Raw genomic sequence first — 19,862 nt, forward strand, 5'->3', positions numbered from 1 at the left:
CCTCAGATGTTCCGGAAGCGGTTGATGGCGTCGACGTGCTGGGCGCGCTTCTCCGCGTCGCGCACACCCAGGCCCTCCTCGGGCGCCAGGCACAGCACGCCCACCTTGCCCTGGTGGAGGTTGCGGTGCACGTCGTAGGCGGCCTGCCCGGTGTCCTCCAGGGAGTACACCTTGGACAGCGTCGGGTGGATCTTGCCCTTCGCGATGAGCCGGTTGGCCTCCCAGGCCTCGCGGTAGTTGGCGAAGTGCGAGCCGATGATCCGCTTCAGGGACATCCACAGGTAGCGGTTGTCGTACTCGTGGTTGTAGCCCGAGGTCGACGCGCAGGTGACGATCGTGCCGCCCTTGCGCGTGACGTAGACGGAGGCGCCGAAGGTCTCGCGGCCGGGGTGCTCGAAGACGATGTCGACGTCCTCGCCGCCGGTGAGTTCACGGATGCGCTTGCCGAAGCGCTTCCACTCGCGCGGGTCCTGGTGGTGCTCGTCCTTCCAGAACTTGTAGTCCTCGGCGGTGCGGTCGATGATCGCCTCGGCGCCCATCTTCCGGCAGATGTCGGCCTTCTGCTCGCTGGAGACGACACAGATCGGGTTGGCGCCGCCGGCCAGCGCGAACTGCGTGGCGTACGAGCCCAGTCCGCCGCTCGCGCCCCAGATGAGCACGTTGTCGCCCTGCTTCATGCCGGCGCCGTTGCGGGAGACCAGCTGCCGGTAGGCGGTGGAGTTGACCAGACCGGGCGCGGCGGCCTCCTCCCAGCTGAGGTGGTCCGGCTTGGGCATCAGCTGGTTGGACTTGACCAGCGCGATCTCGGCGAGGCCGCCGAAGTTGGTCTCGAAGCCCCAGATGCGCTGCTCGGGGTCGAGCATCGTGTCGTTGTGGCCGTCGGACGACTCCAGCTCGACGGACAGACAGTGCGCGACGACCTCGTCGCCGGGCTTCCAGGCGTTGACGCCGGGGCCGGTGCGCAGGACGACGCCCGCGAGGTCGGAACCGATGATGTGGTACGGCAGGTCGTGGCGCTTGGTGAGCTCCGAGACCTTGCCGTAGCGCTCCAGGAAGCCGAAGGTCGACAGCGGCTCGAAGATCGAGGTCCACACGGAGTTGTAGTTCACTGAGGAGGCCATGACGGCCACCAGGGCTTCGCCCGGGCCCAGCTCGGGCAGAGGCACGTCGTCGAGGTGCAGCGACTTGCGGGGGTCCTTCTCGCGGGTCTGCATGCCCGCGAACATCTCCGTCTCGTCCTTGTGCACGGTGATCGCGCGGTACGACTCGGGGAGCGGCAGAGCGGCGAAGTCGTCCGGGGTCGATTCCGGTGACTGGATCGCGTCCAGGATGTCCTTCATGGTCACGGTTTGCCTCCGGCGAATGGCGTCTTGAGGGAGACGCTGAGGGTTACGTCGGTGCTGCTGAGAGGGTGGGTGGGGAAGTGCCGTCGGTTCGGCGGTTGAGCTGTTCGGCAGCGCTTTGTGGCGCGGGAGGTTGCCTGTGACGCAGGCGTCCGGGCGGGCAGACCGATGGTTTGCTGGGACAGCCGACGTACGAAAGGTCTCTGCACGCCGGCCGCCCGGACACCTTCAACGTATGACACCGCGTGTCACCCCGCAAGGCACTGAGTGCCAGAACTTGCTCTCAGGTGAAATCTTTACGTAACAAATGAGCGATGATCGATCGAACAGGGGTGGAAAGGTGCCTGAAAAGCTGCCCTGACATGCCAAAACGGCCACCCCGAGGGGTGGCCGTCGTCACAGTGGCGAGAAGGGCTCAGCGGTCCTTGAGCGCCTCTTCGATGGTCCGCATGACCTGGTCGAGCGGGACGTCCGTGCGAGCCACCGTCACCAGCACCTCGCCGTGGGTGGAGACCGTCGCGGCGGCCGGTCTAGGGGTCGTGGTGCGTCCGGCCCCGATGCCCGACCCGAACGTCTTCCGTACGATCGCGAAGGCGTGGTCCAGCTGGGACTCGACGTCCCCCTGCGCGCCGGCCCGCAGCCAGCGCCGCAGGACGTGGTTGTGGGCGGTGACCACGGCGGACGCGGCGACCTCCGCCAGCAGCGGGTCGTCGTTGGCGTCGTCGTCGTGCGCGTGCTCGTCGAAGTGGCCGAGCAGGTAACGGGTGAAGAGCCGTTCGTAGCGGGCCACCGACGCGATCTCCGCCTCGCGCAGGGTGGGTACCTCGCGCGTGAGCTTGTAGCGGGCGACCGAGATCTCCGGCCGGGCCGCGTACATCCGCATGACTTCCTTGATGCCCCGGCACACCGTGTCGAGCGGATGCTCGTGCGCGGGGGCGGCGTTGAGGACCGCCTCCGCCCGGATCAGCGTGTCGTCGTGGTCGGGGAAGATCGCCTCTTCCTTGGAGCGGAAGTGCCGGAAGAAGGTGCGACGCGCGACCCCTGCCGCGGCCGCGATCTCGTCGACCGTGGTCGCCTCGTACCCCTTGGTCGCGAACAGCTCCATCGCGGCGGCCGCCAGTTCCCGGCGCATCTTGAGCCGCTGCGCGGCGGCGCGACTGCCTGCGGCACTTTCCGGTGCGTCGGGCGTGGCTGGTGTACGTGAGGACTTGGCGGGCTGGGGCATGCCCCGAACGTACTGCATGTGCGCAGCTCGCCGTGCAGGTCCCCGGCTTCCCCCGACCGGTGCGGACGGGGGAGTGACGGGCGGGGTCGAGTCGTGCGGGGCGGGCGGCGCGAACCCGCCCGGCTCGAGCAGCCCGCCCCAGTCCGCGTCCTGTGCCAACCGGTCGCCGGGACGCTCAGCGGCGGGCATATTCGCGGAAGCCGCGGCCGGTCTTGCGGCCGAGGCAGCCCGCGGCCACCAGGTGCTCCAGGAGCGGTGCCGGGGCCAGGCCCGGGTCGCGGAACTCGCGGTGCAGGACCTTCTCGATGGCCAGCGAGACATCGAGTCCGACGACGTCCAGGAGCTCGAACGGCCCCATCGGGTAACCGCCGCCCAGCTTCATCGCCGCGTCGATGTCGTCAAGAGACGCATAGTGTTCCTGCACCATCTTGATCGCGTTGTTGAGGTACGGGAACAGCAGGGCGTTCACGATGAAGCCGGCCCGGTCCCCACAGTCGACCGCATGCTTCTTGATCTTGACGCAGACCTCGCGGACCGTCGTGTGGACGTCGTCGGACGTCAGCACCGTTCGGACGACCTCGACCAGCTTCATCGCCGGTGCCGGATTGAAGAAGTGCATGCCGATCACGTCCTGCGGGCGCGAGGTGGCGCGGGCGCAGGCGACGACGGGCAGCGACGAGGTCGTGGTGGCCAGGACCGCGCCCGGCTTGCAGACCTTGTCCAGCGTCGCGAACAGCTGCTGCTTGACCTCCAGGTCCTCGGCGACGGCCTCCAGGGCCAGGTCGACATCGGCGAAGGCGTCGTAGGAACCCGCCGGGGTGATCCGCTCCAGGGTCTGCGCGGCGGCCTCGGCGGTCATCCGTCCCTTGTCGACGGAGCGTGAGAGCGACTTGCCGATACGGGACTTGGCGGTCTGCGCCTTCTCCTCGCTGCGGGCGGCGAGGACGACCTCGTACCCCGCCTTGGCGAAGACCTCGGCGATCCCGGACGCCATGGTGCCCGAGCCCGCGACACCGACGGAGCGCACCGGACGGCCGGGGACGTCGAGGCCCCCGGCCAGGGGCGTCAGGGCGTCCGGCACGACGGCGGCGCTGCCCGGGGCCTCGTACGTGTAGAAGCCGCGGCCCGACTTGCGGCCGGTCAGTCCCGCTTCGCTGAGCTGCTTGAGGATCGGCGCGGGGGCGTGCAGCCGGTCACGGGACTCGGCGTACATGGCCTCGAGGACCGTGCGCGCGGTGTCGACGCCGATCAGGTCGAGCAGGGCGAGGGGGCCCATCGGCAGCCCGCAGCCGAGCCGCATCGCGGCGTCGATGTCCTCCCGGGAGGCGTACTTCGCCTCGTACATCGCGGCGGCCTGGTTGAGGTAGCCGAACAGCAGTCCGTCGGCGACGAAACCGGGCCGGTCGCCGACCGCGACGGGCTCCTTGCCCAGCTCGATCGCGAGGTCCGTGACCGCGGCGACCGCCTGGGGCGCGGTCAGCACCGAGGAGACGACCTCGACCAGCCGCATGGCCGGCGCCGGGTTGAAGAAGTGCAGACCCAGCACCCGCTCCGGGCGGGCCGAGTCCGCGGCGAGCCGGGTGACGGACAGGGCGTTGGTGCCGGTCGCCAGGATCGTCTCCGGCCGCACGATCCCGTCGAGTTCACGGAAGATCTGGTGCTTGATCTCGTACGACTCCGGAGCCACCTCGATGACCAGGTCGGCGTCGGCCGCGGCCCGCAGATCGGTGGACGTGCGGACCCGGGCGAGCAGGTCGGCTCGCTCCTGCCCGGTCAGCCGGCCGCGCTCCACGGCGCGGGCGGTCGCGGCCTCCAGGACGGCGACCGACTGGGCGGCGGCGGCCTCGCTGATGTCGATGCCGACGACCTCGCGGCCGGCCTTGGCGAGCACCTCGGCGATGCCGGTGCCCATCGTGCCGAGGCCGACGACGGCAACGGTCTTGAACGGGGACAGAGGGGTGTCGGACAGGGGAGCGGCCATCGCGGACTCCAGGAATGAGGGTGACGACTGGAAGCGCGCCCGGGTGCGCCGGGCAAGGCCCGAAGAGGGCCGTGCCACGGGCGCACCGGGGTGCGAAGAGGAGTGCGGGTGTTGCCGGGCTGCAGGCGCACACGCCCGGTGCCGTCATGAGGGGCGTGCACACGCCCGGAAAACGGCGGAACCGACCGGCCCTGTCCCGGGGCCGGGTCGTACTCGGGTACACGAGGTACCGAACCGACTGCTCTCGCGGCGGCTGCGTCACCAGGCCACCACGAGCAGATCCACGAGTGGGTAACTCGCTCGTCTGAGCTTAACCCGCCAGTAACGAGCGCGCCAGCCCCCGAATTTGTGATGTAGCTCCTGGCGCCCCGGCTGCCCGCCTAATCTCGGTTTCATGGACGAAGAGTTGCGATCGCTCACGGAACGCTTACGACAGGAGTCGGGGGAGTCGCCCGTGTACGAGCGCCTCATGAGGACCGAGGACGTCGACGACCTGGCGGCAGTGCTCACCGAACCCGGACAACCGCTGTGGGCCAGGGAACTCGCCGCGTTCCGGCTCGGACTCGCGGGCGACCGGCGTGCCTTCGAATCCCTCGTCCTGCTGCTCAACCACCGCGACCCGCAGCGCTGCGCCTCCGCCGCCCACGCCCTGGCCCGCCTCGGCGACCCGCGCACCGCCCGCGCGGCCGCCGCCCTCGCCACCAACGAACTCCGCGTCGCCTACGCCCTGCATCCCGTCCGGCTCCTGGTGCAGTTGCGCGCCCCCGAGGCCGTACCGGCGCTGATCACCACCCTGGGGCGGCGGCTGCGCCCGCACGATCCGTACCGGCGCGTGGCGCTGGCCTGCGTGGAGGGGCTCGGCACGCTCGGCGACAGCCGGGCCAGGCCCGTCCTGAACGAGGCGCTCGCGCACCCGGTGCTCGCCGAGGCCGCGGTGCAGGCCCTGGCGCGGATCCCGAGACAGCGGGGGTGAGCCCTCAGGCCGACGGCACCGACTCCCGTCGCCCTCAGGCCGACGGCACCGACTCCCGTCGCCCTCAGGCCGGCGGCACCGACTCCCGTACGTACCGGACCTCCGGCACCAGGACTCCGTCGACCTCGAAGGGTTCCTCGGCGCCGTCCGGGAGGAAACCCGCCCGCTCGTAGAAGCGACGGGCGCGCGTGTTCCCCTTCAGTACCCACAGGAACAGGCGCGCCTGGGCGCGGCACTGCTCCGCCGACTCCTCCAGCAGCGCCCTTCCGACCCCGCTCCCCAGGTACGCGGAGTCGACGTAGATCGCGTACAGCTCCGCGTCCGCATTGCGGGTGTCGCCGTCGCGGTACGGGCCGTGCGCCGCCCAGCCGACGATCTCGCCGCCCCGCTCGGCGACCAGGTTCACCACACCGTCGCTGGCGCGGGCGGAGAAGAGGGAGCGCCGCCGTTCGGCTTCCTTCGTCACGCTGAGCGCGTCGAGGAAGGACTGCGGCATGAGGCCTCGGTAGGCGCTCCGCCAGCCGCGCACGCGGATCTCGGAGACGCGGTCGCAGTCGGCGAGCCTCATCTCCCGCACCAGCACGTGAGTCACTCGCCGACCACCGCGAACGCCTCGATCTCCATCAGGAACTCGGGCCGGACCAGCGCGGCGACCTGCACGGCGGAGGCGGCCGGCAGGCGGTCGTCGGGTATGTGGGCGGCGCGGGCCGCGCGGATCGCGGGCATGTGGGCCATGTCCGTGACGAAGAAGGTGAGCTTGACGACGTCGTCGAAGGCCGCCCCTGCGGCGGCGAGGCAGCGGCGCAGGTTCTCGAAGACCTGCCGGGCCTGCGCCGCGGGGTCGCCCGCACCGACGAGCTTGCCGTCCTCGTCCAGGGCGAGCTGGCCGGAGACGGCGACGAAACGGCCGGTCCCCGTCACGACGTGGGTGTACGCGGCGGCGGGGGCGACACCGTCGGGGGCGGGAATCCTCGTCAGCTCACTCATGCGTCCATGGTGGACCATGGGTCCGACAACGCCCCCGACGGGCCGTCAGGCCGTGCTCAGCCGCGGAAGCCGAGCAGACCGTGCAGGGTCGAGCCGCGGGACGACGTGGACGCCGCCTTCGAGCTGAGCGGCTCCGGGTCGGGCAGTGCCTCGCACACCGCGTCGGCCTCGCCGTGACCGCGTGGCACCGTGCCGTCGGTCAGGTACGCCGCCAGGTACTTGTCCAGGCAGGCGTTGCCGCTCAGTGAGATGCCGTGGTTCCCGCCGCCTTCCTCGACCACCAGACTGGAGTGGGCGAGCAACTGGTGGACCGTCGCGCCGCCCTGGTACGGGGTGGCCGCGTCGTCCGTCGCCTGGAAGAGCAGCGCCGGCGGCAGCTTGCCGTTGGCGACGTTCTTCGGCTGCAGCGAGTCCGTCGGCCAGAACGCGCACGGCGCGTTGTACCAGGCGTTGTTCCATGTCATGAACGGCGCCTTCTCGTACACCGCCCAGTTGTCCTTGCGCCACTGGTTCCAGTCGCGCGGCCAGGACGCGTCACGGCACTGCACCGAGGTGTAGATGCTGTAGCCGTTGTCACCCGAGGCGTCCACGGCGGCGAAGTTCTCGTACGCCTCGACCAGCGGGTCGGCGTTCTTGTCGTTCACGTACGCCGCGAACGCCTCGGCGAGGTAGGGCCAGTAGCCGTTGTAGTAGCCGCCCGGGATGAAGGTGTCCTCCAGTTCGGAGGCGCCCACCTTCCCGTCGGCCGGCTTCTTCGCCAGGGCCGCCCGCATCGCGTACCACTTGGCCTCGATCTTCTCCGGATCGGTGCCGAGCTTGTACGTGGCGTCGTACTTCGCGATCCAGGCCATCAGCGCCCGGTGGCGGTCGTTGAAGGCGTAGTCCTGGGCGAGGTTGTCGTCGTACCACACGCCGGTGGGGTCGACGATCGAGTCCAGGACCAGGCGCCGCACCCGCTCCGGGTAGAGCTTGCCGTAGACCGCGCCCAGGTAGGTGCCGTACGAGTAACCGAAGTAGTTGATCTTCTTGGCGCCCAGCGCCTTGCGGATCGAGTCCATGTCCCGCACGGCGCTGACCGTGTTGATGTACGGCAGCACGCTCGCGTACTTCTTGCCGCAGGCGGCGGCGAAGGACTTGGCGCGGGAGAGGTTGGCCTTCTCGATGGCGGGTGTGCTCGGCACGGAGTTTGGGCGCACCGGGTTGAAGTGGCCCGGCTTGCAGTCGAGGGCGGGCTTGCTCGCGCCCACTCCGCGCGGGTCGAAGCCGATGACGTCGTACTGGGCCGCGACCGCCTTGGGCAGCGTGGAGGCGACGAATCCGGCGAGCGTCAGGCCACTGCCGCCGGGGCCGCCCGGGTTGACCAGCAGAGGGCCCTGGTACTTCTTCGCGGTGTGCGGAACGCGCGACAGGGCGAGGGTGATCTGCTCGCCGTTCGGCTTCGCGTGGTCGAGCGGCACTTTGAGTGACGCGCACTGGAGCGTCGGATAGTCGGTGGTGCCGCATTTCTTCCAGGCGGGTTTCGCGGCTTGAGCGGTCTGCGCGGTCGGTGGAGTGCTCGCGCCGGCGGGGACGGCCGTGAAGGTCCCGGCCACGACGACAGCGGCACCGCACAGGGCGGCTGCGCGTTTTCTCATGGAGTCCTCCCAGGACGGAGGGTTTCGGACCGCGAAGGTCACGGCCCCGCCGCATCGTCCCGGAAAGCTCGGCCGGAAGAACGGGTTCTGGCAATACTTGACCCGATTGGATCGTGGTATGCGCTCGAATGATCTCAGATGAGAGTGAGTTGCGTCGGTTCGGACAGATCGGGCCGGTCGGGCTCCGGCTCACGGACGCGCCTCGGCATCCCCGAGCGCGTGGGGCCGATGCCGTACTCCTGGGCCAGCTCGTGGACCTGACGGGTGATCCGGCGCTGGTACCACTTCGGGGCGTAGGCGCCCTCCGCGTACAGCCGCTCGTAACGGCCCACCAGGTGCGGGTGGTGGCGGGTCAGCCAGGCCATGAACCACTCGCGGGCGCCGGGACGCAGGTGCAGCACCAGCGGGGTGACCGACGTGGCCCCGGACTCCGCGATCGCCCGTACGGTCTCCCGCAGTTGGGCCGGATGGTCGCTCAGGAACGGGATGACCGGCGCCATCAGGACACCGCACCCGATGCCGTGTTCGCCCAGGGTCCGTACGACGTCCAGGCGCCGCTCCGGCGCGGGCGTGCCCGGCTCGACGGTGCGCCACAGCTCGGGTTCGGTGAAGCCGACCGAGACCGAGATGCCGACGTCCGTCACCTCTGCCGCCCGCTTCAGCAGGTCGAGGTCGCGCAGGATCAGCGTGCCCTTCGTCAGGATCGAGAAGGGGTTGGCGTGGTCGGTCAGGGCGGTGATGATGCCCGGCATCAGTCGGTAGCGGCCCTCGGCGCGCTGGTAGCAGTCGACGTTGGTGCCCATCGCGATGTGCTCGCCCTGCCAGCGGCGCGAGCCCAGCTGGCGGCGCAGCAGCTCCGGCGCGTTCGTCTTGACCACGATCTGGGAGTCGAAGTCCACACCCGTGTCCAGGTCCAGGTAGCTGTGCGTCTTGCGGGCGAAGCAGTAGACGCACGCGTGCGAGCAACCCCGGTAGGGGTTGACCGTCCATTCGAACGGCATGCGGGAGGCGCCCGGCACGCGGTTGATGATCGACCGGGCCCGGATCTCGTGGAAGGTGATTCCGGCGAACTCGGGCGTGTCGAACGTACGGCTGGTGACGGCGTCCGCGTCGAACAGGGCGGCGTCGGCCCGGCTGTGATCGCCGGACTCGGTGAGGTTCTCCCAGCGCATGAGGCCTCCTCGGTAGCACTGGCCCCAAGAATAGAACACATGTTCCCTTGATCGTGCGACCCCCGATTTGGGCGCCCGGCACCCGGGGTGGTTGGCTTGCCCAAACCCCGAGAACTTGAGGTCCTGGAGGAAGTCAATGGCGCAGGTCGAGGCCACTACTGAGCGGATCGTCGCGGCGGACGCGGAGAAGGTGTTCGACGCCCTCGCCGACTACAGCGGCACGCGCGCGAAGGTGCTGCCCGAGCACTTCAGCGAGTACGAGGTGCGCGAGGGCGGCGACGGCGAGGGCACCCTCGTCCACTGGAAGCTCCAGGCCACCAGCAAGCGCGTGCGCGACTGTCTCCTGGAGGTCAGCGAGCCCACCGACGGCGAGCTCGTCGAGAAGGACCGCAACTCCTCGATGGTCACCACCTGGCGGGTCACCCCGGCCGGCGAGGGCAAGTCCCGGGTCGTCGTCACCGCCGTCTGGCAGGGCGCCGGCGGCATCGGCGGCTTCTTCGAGAAGACCTTCGCGCCCAAGGGACTCGGCCGGATCTACGACGCCATGCTCGACAAGTTCGCCGCCGAGGTCGAGAAGTAGCCCCAACGGAACACCGGTGACCGGCCGTTGGCCCCTCACCGGTTCGAGTGGATCTCCGTGCGCCCCGGCAGTACGCCGTAACTCGTCGCGCTTGCTCACAGTTGTCGCTTTACGCGGGAATTGTGCGGCAGCGCGACGAGGGGAGCGGTACGTGGGCGGGGTCACTCCGGTACAGGCCGAACCGGCCCCGGCACCTCCCTCGCAGGGCCCGCCTCGGGCCTCGGTCACCGGCACCGGACTGAGCCCACGCCAGGTGCGGTTGGTCTTCGTCGCACTGATGCTCGCGCTGCTGCTGGCGGCGCTGGAGCAGATGATCGTCGCCACCGCGCTGCCGAAGATCGTCGGCGAACTGCACGGCCTGGACAGGATGTCCTGGGCGATCACCGCCTACCTCCTCACCGCCACGATTGGACTCCCGATCTACGGCAAGCTCGGCGACCTCCGCGGCCGCAAGGGTGTCTTCCAGTTCGCGATCGTCGTCTTCGTCGTCGGATCCGCACTCGCCGGTCGCGCGCAGACCATGGACCAGCTGATCGCCTTCCGGGCGGTCCAGGGCGTCGGCGCCGGCGGCCTCATGATCGGCGTTCAGGCGATCATCGCGGACATCGTGCCGGCCCGGGAGCGGGGCCGGTTCATGGGCCTCGTCGGCGCCGCGTTCGGTCTCGCCTCCGTCGCCGGGCCCCTGTTGGGCGGCTACTTCACCGACCAGCTCTCCTGGCGCTGGTGCTTCTACATCAACGTGCCCTTCGGCCTGGTCACCCTCGCCGTTGTCGCCGTGGTGCTCAAACTCCCGAAGCCTTCGGCCAGGCCCCGGCTCGACATCCTCGGCGCGCTGCTGCTCGCCACCGCCTCCACCTGCCTGGTGCTCCTGACCAGTTGGGGCGGCACCGAGCACGCGTGGGACTCGCGGGTCATCCTCGGACTCGGTGCCGGCGCGGTGGCCGCGGGCCTCCTCTTCCTCCTCGCCGAACACTTCGCGGCCGAACCCCTCATCCCGCTCCGGCTGTTCAAGGATTCCGTCTTCAACGTCACCGGCCTGGTGGGCCTCGTGATCGGCGTCGCCCTGTTCGGCGCGGCCAGTTATCTGCCGACCTACCTGCAGATGGTCGACGGGGCCTCCGCCACCGATTCGGGCCTGTTGATGCTGCCGATGACGGGCGGCATCGTCGGCGCCTCGATCGTCTCCGGGCAGCTCATCAGCCGTACCGGGCACTACAAGATCCACCCGGTCATCGGCGGGGCGCTCTCCGTGGCCGGCATGTGGCTGCTCTCCCGCCTCGAACCCGACACGCCCCGCCTGTACTACAGCATCTGGACGGCGGTGCTCGGCGCCGGCATCGGCATGGCGATGCCGGTCCTGATCCTCGCCGTGCAGAACTCCGCGCGCCCGGCCGACCTCGGCACCGCCACCAGCGCCCACAACTACTTCCGGCAGATCGGCGGCAGCGTCGGCGCCGCGATCTTCGGCGCCCTGTTCGCCGACCGGCTCGCCGACTCACTGGAAGAACGCCTCCCCACGCGCGCGGGTGCCCCGCTCCCCGACCCCGAGTCCATCACCCCGCAGCTCGTCCACGCGCTGCCCCCGGCGCTGCGCGACGGCTACGTCCGGGCGTACGCCGACGCCATGCCGCGGATCTTCCTCTACCTCGTGCCGGTGCTCGTGCTCGGCCTGCTCGTCGCCTTCTTCCTCAAGGAGAAACCCCTGGTCTCCCCCGACGCCCCGGCCGCGGAGCCGGAGGCCGCGCGGGCCGGCGCCCCGGTCCCGCAGGCGCTTCCCCACCCTCCGGGCGGTGGGACCCTCACCTCGCCACGCTCGCCGTACGCCGCCGGGACCCCGGTGTGCGGCACGGTGCGGCGTCCCGACGGGACGGTCGTGCCCCGCGCGGCACTCACCCTGATCGACGTCGCCGGACAGCAGCTCGGGCGGGGTGCGAGCGGCGAGGACGGGCGGTACGCGCTGTCGACGCCGGGCCCGGGGGCTTACGTCCTCATCGCCGCGGCAGGCGGCCATCAGCCGCAGGCGGTCTCCGTCACCGTCGGGGACCGGCCCGTCGAGCTGGACGTCGTCCTCGGCGGTGCGGGACGCCTGGCCGGGAACGTGCTCACCGCGGACGGCAGCCCCGTCCCGGACGCCACCGTCACGCTCACCGACGTGCAGGGCGAGGTCGTCGCCACCACCCGCAGCGGCCGCGAGGGCGGCTACGTCGTCCCCGAGCTGGTGCCCGGCGAGTACACCCTCGCCGCCGGCGCGCCCGCCTTCCGTCCGACCGCCCTCCCCGTCACCGTCCAGGCCTCCCGGGAGACCCGCCAGGACGTCGAACTCGCCGGCGGGACAGTGCTGCGCGGCACCGTGCGGGCCGGCGGCGGACGCCCCGTGGAGGACGCGCGCGTGACGCTGCTGGACGCGGCCGGCAACCTCGTGGACACCCTCACCACCGGACCGGACGGAACGTTCAGGTTCGTCGACATGTCCTGCGGCGAGTACACCGTCATCGCCGCCGGTTACCCGCCGGTCGCCACCGCGCTCCAAGTGGCCGGCGGGGGTCGCACGGAACGGGATCTGCGGCTGGGGCACGAGAACTGAAAACCTGTCAGTAACCGGCGCTGCCGGACCTTCCGTCCCTGCTCAGAGCGGGGGCGCGGGGGCGTGCGCCGGTGTGATCCCGCGACCCGATTACCGCATTGCCGCACATCGTGACCGACCGGCGCCGTACGGTGGTCGAGGCGGCACAGATCTCGCGGAGCCGTGGGGAGAGAGGGCCTGGGCCATGAACCGTGGCACCGAGAGGGACGTACCTCCCAGCCCCGGAGCTGGGAGCGGCGCGGCGGAGCACGCGCCGTCCGGCCGCATCCCGCTGGCCGTGGTCGTGGTGGACCGCGACGGCCTGGTCTCCCACTGGAGCACGGGCGCGCGCCGCCTGTTCGGCGCCACCAAGGAGGAGGCGATCGGCCGGTCCGCGGTCGACCTGCTGCCCGTCTCCGGAGCGCTGCCCCAGGAGGACGAGGTCGCGCCCTTCAGGGCGTACGCGGCCTACGACGGCCTCGGACCCGACCTGGAGACGTCCCTCGACGGCAGGCTGTCCTACCCGGCCGCGGGCCGCGCCCGCCTCACCGTGGCGGACCACGACCGGGTCGACGTCCTGTGGTGGGCCTACCCGCTGGTCGGCCCCGGGCGGGAGCGCCTGCTGGTCCTCGCCGCCGACGCGGGCGGCCTGCGGCCGGACCCCGCCGACGAGGACACCCAGGCCCTGGCGTTCGAGCGGATCGCGCCCGGCTTCGCGCTGCACACCGACTTCCCTGGCGCCGACGAACTGGCCCGCCGGCTCCCGGAGATCCTGCCCAGCATGAGCGTCGGCGAGGGCGCGCGCATCGTCGGGCAGATCCTCGAACTGGGCTATCCCGTCCTGGAGTTCAGCCAGAACGACCGGGTGCCCGTCACCCCCGACTGGGGTGTGCCCCGGCGCGCCGAGCGCAAGGCCCGCCGCGCACGTGCGGCCCGTGCCCTGGCCGAGGGGCGCCCCCTCCCGCAGGACGTCACCGACGAGGCCGAGGACCTCGAGTACACCGCCGTGCGCGAGCGTCTGGAGTTCCTGAACGAGGTCAGCGGCCGCATCGGCACGTCACTGGACCTGGCGAAGACGATCATCGAGGTCAGCAAGGCCGTCGTGCCCCGCTTCACCGACGTCGCCGGCACCTATCTGCGCGAACAGGTCGTCGCCGGCGAGGAGTTCTCCGAGGGCGTGCCGGACACGACCACCATGTGGCACCGGGTCGCCCTGGAACACACCGACGAACCCGGCCGCTGGGACGACGTGGTGCCGGTCGGCGAGGCCATGCCGTTCCCGGCGCACACCCCGTTCTTCCAGTGCATGACCACCGGCGAACCCGTCCTCGTGCCGCGTATCAGCGAGCCGATGGGCCACGCCATCGCCTCCCAGTTCGAAAAGCGCGACATCCGCCCCCTCATCACGGGCCGCTCCATGCTGGTCGTGCCCCTCAAGGCGCGCAACGTGGTCCTCGGCTTCATGATCCTGCTGCGACACCCCGAGCGCGTCGAGTTCAACGACATGGACCGGGTCACCGGAGCCGAACTCGCCGCCCGCGCGGGCCTCGTGCTCGACAACGCGCGCATGTACACCTACCAGGAGAGCGTCGCCGAGACCCTCCAGGACAGCATGCTGCCGCACATCCCGCCCCGCATGGCCGGCTGCGACATCGCCACCCGCTATCTGCCCGGCACCCTCCTCGGACGCGTCGGGGGCGACTGGTTCGACTCCGTGAAACTGCCCGGCGCCCGCACCGCCCTGGTCGTCGGCGACGTCATGGGCCACGGCCTCAACTCCGCCGCCATGATGGGCCAGTTGCGGACGGCCGTACAGACCATGGCCGCGCTCGACCTGCCACCCGCCCAGCTGCTGCGCAACCTCGACGACCTCGCCCAGCGCCTCGGCGACACCTACCTCGCGACCTGCCTGTACGCGGTCTACGACCCGATCGCGAGCGAACTGCACATCGCCAACGCCGGTCACATCCCGCCCGTCGTGGTCCGCGCCCGGGACGGCGGCAGCGAGCTGCTCGACCTGCCGACGGGGGCGCCGATCGGCGTCGGCGGGGTGCCGTTCGAGGCGGTACGCGTGCGCGTGGAGCCCGGCGACCGGCTCGTGATGTGCACCGACGGCCTGGTGGAGGTGCGCGGCGAGGACATCGGCGTCGGCCTCGCCACCCTGTGCGAGTCCGCCGCGCACCCGGCCGCCTCCATGGACGACGCCTGCGACACGATCATCCGTTCCCTGAACACCCGCGGCGGCCGCAAGGACGACGTGGCCCTGCTGATGGCCCGCCTCAACGGCATCGAGCCCGACGACGTCGCCGAGTGGCGGCTCCCTCTCGACCCGGTCGAGGTGGGCCGGGCCCGCGCGGTGGTCCGCGAACAGCTCCACGACTGGGGGCTCAGGCAGCTCGCCGGTCCCACCGAGCTCATGGTCAGCGAACTGGTCACCAACGCCGTACGGCACTCCCACAGCCGCCCCGTCGACCTGCGGCTGGTGCGCGGCGACACCCTGCTGTGCGAAGTGGACGACGACGACCACGAGCTGCCGACCCTGCTGAGCGCGGGGCCGGGCGACGAGGCGGGGCGCGGTCTGCGGGTGGTGAGCACCCTCGCACGGGAGTGGGGGACCAGCCGGACGAAGGCCGGCAAGACCGTGTGGTTCGAGCTGACGCTGCCGCGCCGCTGACCCGTCCCTCGGGTGAGGGGGAGGCGCACGACGGCGTACCCGTCACGGACGACCCGTGAAGGAATGCGCCGCGCGCTTGTGGGCGTGACCTGGGCGCGATACACCGTACTGACCCGTCACTTGGGGGCGGGCGGCACTCGCACCCTGGGGAGTTGGTCATGAGCGTGACGAGTCGGTACCGGGAGGCCTGGGAGGGTTTCTGGCGGGAGGCTCCCGGTGAACCGGGGGCCGTGTTCTGGGACGCGGAGCCGATCCTCACGGCCGGCGCCCATCTCGCCCTCTTCGAACCCCACCTGGTCGACCCCGGGCTGCCACTGGTGGACCTCGGCTGCGGCAACGGCACCCAGACCCGGTTCCTCGCCGACCGTTTCCCGCACGTCCTCGGCGCCGACCTGTCCGCCGCGGCCCTCGACCACGCCCGGCGCGGCGACCCGGCGGGACAGGCGGCCTACCGGTTGCTCGACGCGGCCGGCAAGGGCGAGGCGGAGACCCTGCACGCGGAGCTCGGCGACGCCAACGTCTACATGCGGGGCGTCCTCCACCAGGCCGACCCCGACGACCGGCAGGCGCTCGTGGACTCGGTCGCCGCGCTCCTCGGGGAACGCGGCCGGGCATTCCTCGTCGAGCTCTCCGAAGCCGCCAAGCCCGTCCTCATGGGCCTGGCGCAGCGCCCCGAGGGCCCGCCGGCCAAACTGGCGCCCGTCTTCCGGCACGGCATCGCGCCCGGCGAGGTCGCCGACGACGCGCTCCCCGTCTATCTGGACGTGGCCGGGCTGAACGTCCTGGCGAGCGGTGAACTGCCGCTCACCACCACCGAGTACCGGCCCGACGGCACCCGGATCACACTTCCGTCGAAGTGGCTGGTGGCGGGCCGCACGATGTGACGCCGGCGGCGGTGGGATGTCGGCGGACTCCTCGTCCGGCGGGGCCACGGGGAACTCCCACAGGCGCGGGAGCGTTCCCAACTCGCGGGATTGTCAACGTAGTTGTTGCCGCAGTTGTCAACGAAACCCACGCCATGGAGGCGCCCACGATGACCCCGACCCACCCCCAGCCGACCCGGCGCGCCGTCCTCGGCGGCGCCGCCCTCGCCGCCCTGGCCGTGACGGCCGGCGCCGGTACGGCGAGCGCCGGCCCGAACGCCCCGTGGCCGACGGAGTTCCCCCTTCCGAACGGCTGGCTCCCCGAGGGCATCACCATCGGAAGCAAGCCGTACGCCTACCTGGGGTCCCGCGCCAACGGCGCGATCTACCGCACCGACCTGCGCACCGGGGAGGGCAAGGTCCTCTTCGCGGGCGGCACCGGCCTGATCTCCGTCGGTCTCAAGGTCGACCACGACGGGCTGCTGTACGTCGCCGGGAACACGGGCGTCGCCCGGGTCCACGACTCGCGCACCGGCGAACTCCTCGCCACGCACCGGCTCACCGAGGCCACCGGTCACTTCATCAACGACGTCACCCTGGTCGGCGAGCGCGCCTGGTTCACCGACTCGCGCGACGCGGTCCTCTACGGCGTCCCGCGCGGCCGCAAGGACGGCGGCATCCGCGCCCTGCCGCTCACCGGCGACTGGACGCAGCTGCCAGGCGTCAACAACGCCAACGGCATCGTCGGCACCCCCGACGGCCGTGGCCTGATCGTCGTCAAGAGTTCGCCGGGCGAGCTGTACAACGTGGACGTCAGGACCGGCGCCGCCACCAGGATCACGCTGGTCGGGCAGACGGACGTGGTCAACGGCGACGGCTTGTGGAGGATCGGCCGCACGTTGTACGTCGTACAGAACCGCCTGAACCTGATCAGCGTCTGGGACCTCGACGCCAAGGCCACCACCGCCACCTTGCGCAGGACGATCACCGACCCGCGCTTCGACGTGCCCACCACGGCCGCCCGCTTCGGTGACCGCCTCTACCTGGTCAACGCGCGCTTCACGACCACGCCGACGCCCGATACGACGTACAACGCCGTCGCGGTCTCCGTCTGAGCGTGCGCGCAAAGCGATGCGTCCTCCGGCGGTCCGGCGCCGGAGGACGCATCGCCCCCGTCAGTCCACCGCGCGGCCGCGGCGGTACGCCACCCAGCCCGCGGCCAGCAGCGCGGCGGCGACCGCGGCCACGGAGAGCACGGTGACGCCGGTGGAGGCGAGGCTGCCGCCCGCGGTCGAGGTGTCCGTCGTGCCGGTGCCGCCGGTCGTGGAGGTCGCGGTGCCGCCGGTGCCGCCGCCGGTGGTACCCGAGGAGCCGGAGCCGCCCGTGCCGCCGGTGTCACCGGTGCCGGGGTCGGTGTCCACCGGGTCCTGGCCGGCGAAGGCGACCGGGACCTTCGTTGTCGCCGAGGCCGACGGCCCCGCGTTCGCCGACTACCTGGGCGCCTCCCCGTCCGGCCGGTGCTGCGCACGACGAAGCCGCTGGGAACTCGGCGACCACTTCGTGCCCCGCACGGCGGCGGACAGTGACGGCGTACGCCTTCCTGAAGGACTACCCGGGGCCCCGGGCGGCGGCGTACTGATCCCCCCACGGCAGCGAGGACCGGCAGGGCGGCTTCCTGGCCGGTTCCCCTTCCGGCGCGTAACGTGACGGGGCATGAAGATCCTGATCAGCGCCGACATGGAGGGCGCCACCGGGGTGACCTGGCCGGCCGACGTGCTGCCGGGCACACCGCAGTGGGAGCGGTGCCGCTCGATGTTCACCTCGGACGTCAACGCCGCCGTACTGGGCTTCTTCGACGGCGGCGCGGACGAGGTCCTCGTCAACGAGGCCCACTCGACGATGCGCAACCTTCTCCTCGAACAGCTCGACGAGCGGGTGGAGATGCTCACCGGGCGGCACAAGTCACTGTCCATGGTCGAGGGCGTGCAGCACGGCGACGTGGACGGCATCGCCTTCGTCGGCTACCACGCGGGCGCCGGCATGGAGGGCGTCCTCGCCCACACCTACCTCGCCAACTCCATCACCGGCGTGTGGCTGAACGACGTACGGGCGAGCGAGGGACTCCTCAACGCCCACGTCGTCGCCGAGTACGGCGTGCCGGTCGTCCTGGTCACCGGCGACGACGTGGCCTGCGAGGACGCCCTCGGTTACGCCCCCGAGGCGCTGAAGGTCGCCGTCAAGGACCACGTCTCGCGGTACGCGGCCGTGTGCCGTACGCCGGCCAGGACCGCCGCCGACATCCGGGCCGCGGCCAAGGAGGCGGCCGGGCTGGCGGTGCGACGGAATCCGGTCGACGGTGGACCGTATACCGTCGCCCTCGAGTTCGACGCGGAGCATCTGGCGATGGCCGCCACCGTCGTGCCGGGCGTGACGCGTGCCGGGGAGCGGAAGGTGGCGTACACCAGCGGCACCATGTACGACGGGATCCGCGCCTTCAAGGCGGTCACCACGATCGTCTCGGCCGCGGTGGAGGAGCAGTATGGCTGACCAGCCGGAGCGGCAGGCGCTGGACGAGGTCGTCGAGTTCACCTCCGACCTCATCCGCATCGACACCACCAACCGGGGCGGCGGCGACTGCCAGGAGCGCCCCGCCGCCGAGTACGCCGCCGCGCGGCTGGCCGAGGCGGGCCTGGAGCCCACGCTGCTGGAGCGCACCAAGGGCCGTACGAACGTCGTCGCGCGGATCGAGGGCACCGACCCGTCGGCCGACGCGCTGCTCGTCCACGGTCACCTCGACGTGGTGCCCGCCGAGGCGCGGGACTGGAGCGTGCACCCGTTCTCCGGGGAGATCCGCGACGGCGTCGTCTGGGGGCGGGGCGCGGTCGACATGAAGAACATGGACGCGATGATCCTCGCCGTGGTGCGGGACTGGGCGCGGCAGGGCGTGCGACCCCGGCGGGACCTCGTCGTCGCGTTCACCGCCGACGAGGAGGCCAGCGCCGAGGACGGCTCCGGATTCCTCGCCGACGAGCACCCCGGGCTGTTCGAGGGCTGCACGGAGGGCATCAGCGAGTCGGGGGCGTTCACCTTCCACGACGGGAGCGGGCGGCAGCTCTACCCGATCGCGGCCGGCGAGCGGGGCACGGCCTGGCTGAAGCTCACCGCGCGCGGCCGTGCCGGGCACGGCTCCAAGGTGAACCGGGAGAACGCCGTCACGCGCCTCGCCGCCGCCATCACCCGGATCGGCGAGCACGATTGGCCGCTGCGGCTGACCCCGACCGTGCGCGCCGCGCTCACCGAACTCGCCGCGCTGTACGGCATCGAGACCGGCCTCGCCGACGCGGACGCGCTCCTGGACAAGCTCGGCCCGGCGGCCGCGCTGGTCGAGGCCACCGTGCGCAACAGCGCCAACCCGACCATGCTCGACGCCGGTTACAAGATCAACGTGGTGCCGGGGGAGGCCGTGGCGTACGTCGACGGGCGGTATCTCGCCGGTGCCGAGGACGAGTTCCGCACGACCCTTGACCGGCTCACCGGACCTGACGTGGAGTGGGAGTTCCAGCACCGGGAGGTGGCCCTGCAGGCGCCGGTGGACTCGGCGACGTACGCGAGGATGCGGGCCGCCGTCGAGGAGTTCGCGCCGGAGGGGCACGTCGTGCCGTACTGCATGTCCGGAGGCACGGACGCCAAGCAGTTCTCGCGCCTCGGGATCACGGGCTACGGCTTCGCGCCGCTCAGGCTCCCGGAGGGCTTCGACTACCAGGCCCTCTTCCACGGAGTCGACGAACGCGTGCCCGTCGAGGCGCTCCACTTCGGCGTCCGGGTACTCGACCGCTTCCTGCGCACGGCCTAGGCACACACGGGGGA

General features: G+C 71.3%; 16 protein-coding genes. 8 read left to right on the forward strand and 8 right to left on the reverse strand.

The annotated features are described in order from the left end of the window. Positions 1-2 precede the first annotated feature (2 nt). From ccrA to ACFWWR_RS20685, 3 genes are all read right to left on the reverse strand, one after another. Positions 3-1,340, reverse strand: a complete 1,338-nt coding sequence (ccrA, locus tag ACFWWR_RS20675) for a crotonyl-CoA carboxylase/reductase (protein WP_383870116.1) — start codon at positions 1,338-1,340, stop codon at positions 3-5. A gap of 418 nt (positions 1,341-1,758) precedes the next feature. Next, complete coding sequence (locus ACFWWR_RS20680; protein ID WP_384304642.1) at positions 1,759-2,586, reverse strand: TetR family transcriptional regulator; 828 nt, start codon at positions 2,584-2,586, stop codon at positions 1,759-1,761. Positions 2,587-2,743: 157 nt separating this feature from the next. Beyond that, the gene (locus ACFWWR_RS20685; RefSeq protein WP_383870018.1) at positions 2,744-4,549 is read right to left on the reverse strand and encodes a 3-hydroxyacyl-CoA dehydrogenase family protein; all 1,806 of its coding nucleotides are present in this window, start codon (positions 4,547-4,549) and stop codon (positions 2,744-2,746) included. A 394-nt stretch (positions 4,550-4,943) separates the two neighbouring features. Here ACFWWR_RS20685 and ACFWWR_RS20690 point away from each other — a divergent pair, with 394 nt between their 5' ends. Then, the gene (locus tag ACFWWR_RS20690) at positions 4,944-5,522 is read left to right on the forward strand and encodes an adenylosuccinate lyase (RefSeq protein ID WP_383870011.1); all 579 of its coding nucleotides are present in this window, start codon (positions 4,944-4,946) and stop codon (positions 5,520-5,522) included. A gap of 64 nt (positions 5,523-5,586) precedes the next feature. Here the strand turns inward: ACFWWR_RS20690 and ACFWWR_RS20695 are convergent, their stop codons facing one another. From ACFWWR_RS20695 to ACFWWR_RS20710, 4 genes are all read right to left on the reverse strand, one after another. Further along, a complete protein-coding gene (locus ACFWWR_RS20695) occupies positions 5,587-6,090 on the reverse strand; it encodes a GNAT family N-acetyltransferase (protein ID WP_384304672.1) in 504 nt (167 codons plus the stop codon). Positions 6,091-6,110: 20 nt separating this feature from the next. Then, the gene (locus tag ACFWWR_RS20700; protein WP_384304645.1) at positions 6,111-6,509 is read right to left on the reverse strand and encodes a RidA family protein; all 399 of its coding nucleotides are present in this window, start codon (positions 6,507-6,509) and stop codon (positions 6,111-6,113) included. A gap of 56 nt (positions 6,510-6,565) precedes the next feature. Further along, positions 6,566-8,143 carry an alpha/beta hydrolase gene (locus ACFWWR_RS20705; protein WP_384304648.1) on the reverse strand — a complete coding sequence of 526 codons (1,578 nt, stop codon included), beginning with the start codon at positions 8,141-8,143 and terminating at the stop codon, positions 6,566-6,568. A gap of 134 nt (positions 8,144-8,277) precedes the next feature. Continuing rightward, complete coding sequence (locus ACFWWR_RS20710; protein ID WP_384304650.1) at positions 8,278-9,315, reverse strand: Rv2578c family radical SAM protein; 1,038 nt, start codon at positions 9,313-9,315, stop codon at positions 8,278-8,280. Positions 9,316-9,451: 136 nt separating this feature from the next. Here ACFWWR_RS20710 and ACFWWR_RS20715 point away from each other — a divergent pair, with 136 nt between their 5' ends. The 5 genes from ACFWWR_RS20715 to ACFWWR_RS20735 all read left to right on the forward strand — a co-directional run bounded on the left by ACFWWR_RS20715 (position 9,452) and on the right by ACFWWR_RS20735 (position 17,110). Further along, positions 9,452-9,895 carry an SRPBCC family protein gene (locus tag ACFWWR_RS20715; RefSeq protein ID WP_383870000.1) on the forward strand — a complete coding sequence of 148 codons (444 nt, stop codon included), beginning with the start codon at positions 9,452-9,454 and terminating at the stop codon, positions 9,893-9,895. Between the two features lie 151 nt (positions 9,896-10,046). After that, on the forward strand, positions 10,047-12,479 hold the full coding sequence (locus tag ACFWWR_RS20720) for an MFS transporter (RefSeq protein ID WP_384304653.1): 2,433 nt from the start codon (positions 10,047-10,049) through the stop codon (positions 12,477-12,479). Positions 12,480-12,663: 184 nt separating this feature from the next. Further along, positions 12,664-15,132, forward strand: coding sequence for a SpoIIE family protein phosphatase (locus ACFWWR_RS20725; protein WP_383869994.1), 2,469 nt, complete (start codon positions 12,664-12,666; stop codon positions 15,130-15,132). 158 nt (positions 15,133-15,290) lie between these two features. Next, positions 15,291-16,016 carry a class I SAM-dependent methyltransferase gene (locus tag ACFWWR_RS20730; RefSeq protein WP_383869991.1) on the forward strand — a complete coding sequence of 242 codons (726 nt, stop codon included), beginning with the start codon at positions 15,291-15,293 and terminating at the stop codon, positions 16,014-16,016. A gap of 149 nt (positions 16,017-16,165) precedes the next feature. Next, entirely contained in the window at positions 16,166-17,110 is a 945-nt protein-coding gene (locus ACFWWR_RS20735) for an SMP-30/gluconolactonase/LRE family protein (protein WP_384304656.1), read from the forward strand. Positions 17,111-17,170: 60 nt separating this feature from the next. Here the strand turns inward: ACFWWR_RS20735 and ACFWWR_RS20740 are convergent, their stop codons facing one another. Beyond that, positions 17,171-17,416, reverse strand: a complete 246-nt coding sequence (locus ACFWWR_RS20740) for a hypothetical protein (protein ID WP_383869986.1) — start codon at positions 17,414-17,416, stop codon at positions 17,171-17,173. Positions 17,417-17,708: 292 nt separating this feature from the next. On the opposite strand from ACFWWR_RS20740, the gene ACFWWR_RS20745 reads away from it, so the two are divergent. Beyond that, a complete protein-coding gene (locus ACFWWR_RS20745) occupies positions 17,709-18,542 on the forward strand; it encodes a M55 family metallopeptidase (protein WP_383869983.1) in 834 nt (277 codons plus the stop codon). Then, complete coding sequence (locus ACFWWR_RS20750; RefSeq protein WP_384304659.1) at positions 18,535-19,848, forward strand: M20/M25/M40 family metallo-hydrolase; 1,314 nt, start codon at positions 18,535-18,537, stop codon at positions 19,846-19,848. Before ACFWWR_RS20745 ends, ACFWWR_RS20750 begins: the two co-directional genes overlap by 8 nt. Positions 19,849-19,862: the final 14 nt, after the last annotated feature.

The organism is Streptomyces sp. NPDC058678 (genome assembly GCF_042714835.1).
GTDB lineage: Bacteria > Actinomycetota > Actinomycetes > Streptomycetales > Streptomycetaceae > Streptomyces.

What these genes read in the sequence shown, in the direction of transcription:
- ccrA (WP_383870116.1), bottom strand. Translation starts at nt 1,340, where the DNA reads ATGAAGGACATCCTGGACGCGATCCAGTCACCGGAATCGACCCCGGAC.
- ACFWWR_RS20680 (WP_384304642.1), bottom strand. Translation starts at nt 2,586, where the DNA reads ATGCAGTACGTTCGGGGCATGCCCCAGCCCGCCAAGTCCTCACGTACA.
- ACFWWR_RS20685 (WP_383870018.1), bottom strand. Translation starts at nt 4,549, where the DNA reads ATGGCCGCTCCCCTGTCCGACACCCCTCTGTCCCCGTTCAAGACCGTT.
- ACFWWR_RS20690 (WP_383870011.1), top strand. Translation starts at nt 4,944, where the DNA reads ATGGACGAAGAGTTGCGATCGCTCACGGAACGCTTACGACAGGAGTCG.
- ACFWWR_RS20695 (WP_384304672.1), bottom strand. Translation starts at nt 6,090, where the DNA reads ATGAGGCTCGCCGACTGCGACCGCGTCTCCGAGATCCGCGTGCGCGGC.
- ACFWWR_RS20700 (WP_384304645.1), bottom strand. Translation starts at nt 6,509, where the DNA reads ATGAGTGAGCTGACGAGGATTCCCGCCCCCGACGGTGTCGCCCCCGCC.
- ACFWWR_RS20705 (WP_384304648.1), bottom strand. Translation starts at nt 8,143, where the DNA reads ATGAGAAAACGCGCAGCCGCCCTGTGCGGTGCCGCTGTCGTCGTGGCC.
- ACFWWR_RS20710 (WP_384304650.1), bottom strand. Translation starts at nt 9,315, where the DNA reads ATGCGCTGGGAGAACCTCACCGAGTCCGGCGATCACAGCCGGGCCGAC.
- ACFWWR_RS20715 (WP_383870000.1), top strand. Translation starts at nt 9,452, where the DNA reads ATGGCGCAGGTCGAGGCCACTACTGAGCGGATCGTCGCGGCGGACGCG.
- ACFWWR_RS20725 (WP_383869994.1), top strand. Translation starts at nt 12,664, where the DNA reads ATGAACCGTGGCACCGAGAGGGACGTACCTCCCAGCCCCGGAGCTGGG.
- ACFWWR_RS20730 (WP_383869991.1), top strand. Translation starts at nt 15,291, where the DNA reads ATGAGCGTGACGAGTCGGTACCGGGAGGCCTGGGAGGGTTTCTGGCGG.
- ACFWWR_RS20735 (WP_384304656.1), top strand. Translation starts at nt 16,166, where the DNA reads ATGACCCCGACCCACCCCCAGCCGACCCGGCGCGCCGTCCTCGGCGGC.
- ACFWWR_RS20745 (WP_383869983.1), top strand. Translation starts at nt 17,709, where the DNA reads ATGAAGATCCTGATCAGCGCCGACATGGAGGGCGCCACCGGGGTGACC.
- ACFWWR_RS20750 (WP_384304659.1), top strand. Translation starts at nt 18,535, where the DNA reads ATGGCTGACCAGCCGGAGCGGCAGGCGCTGGACGAGGTCGTCGAGTTC.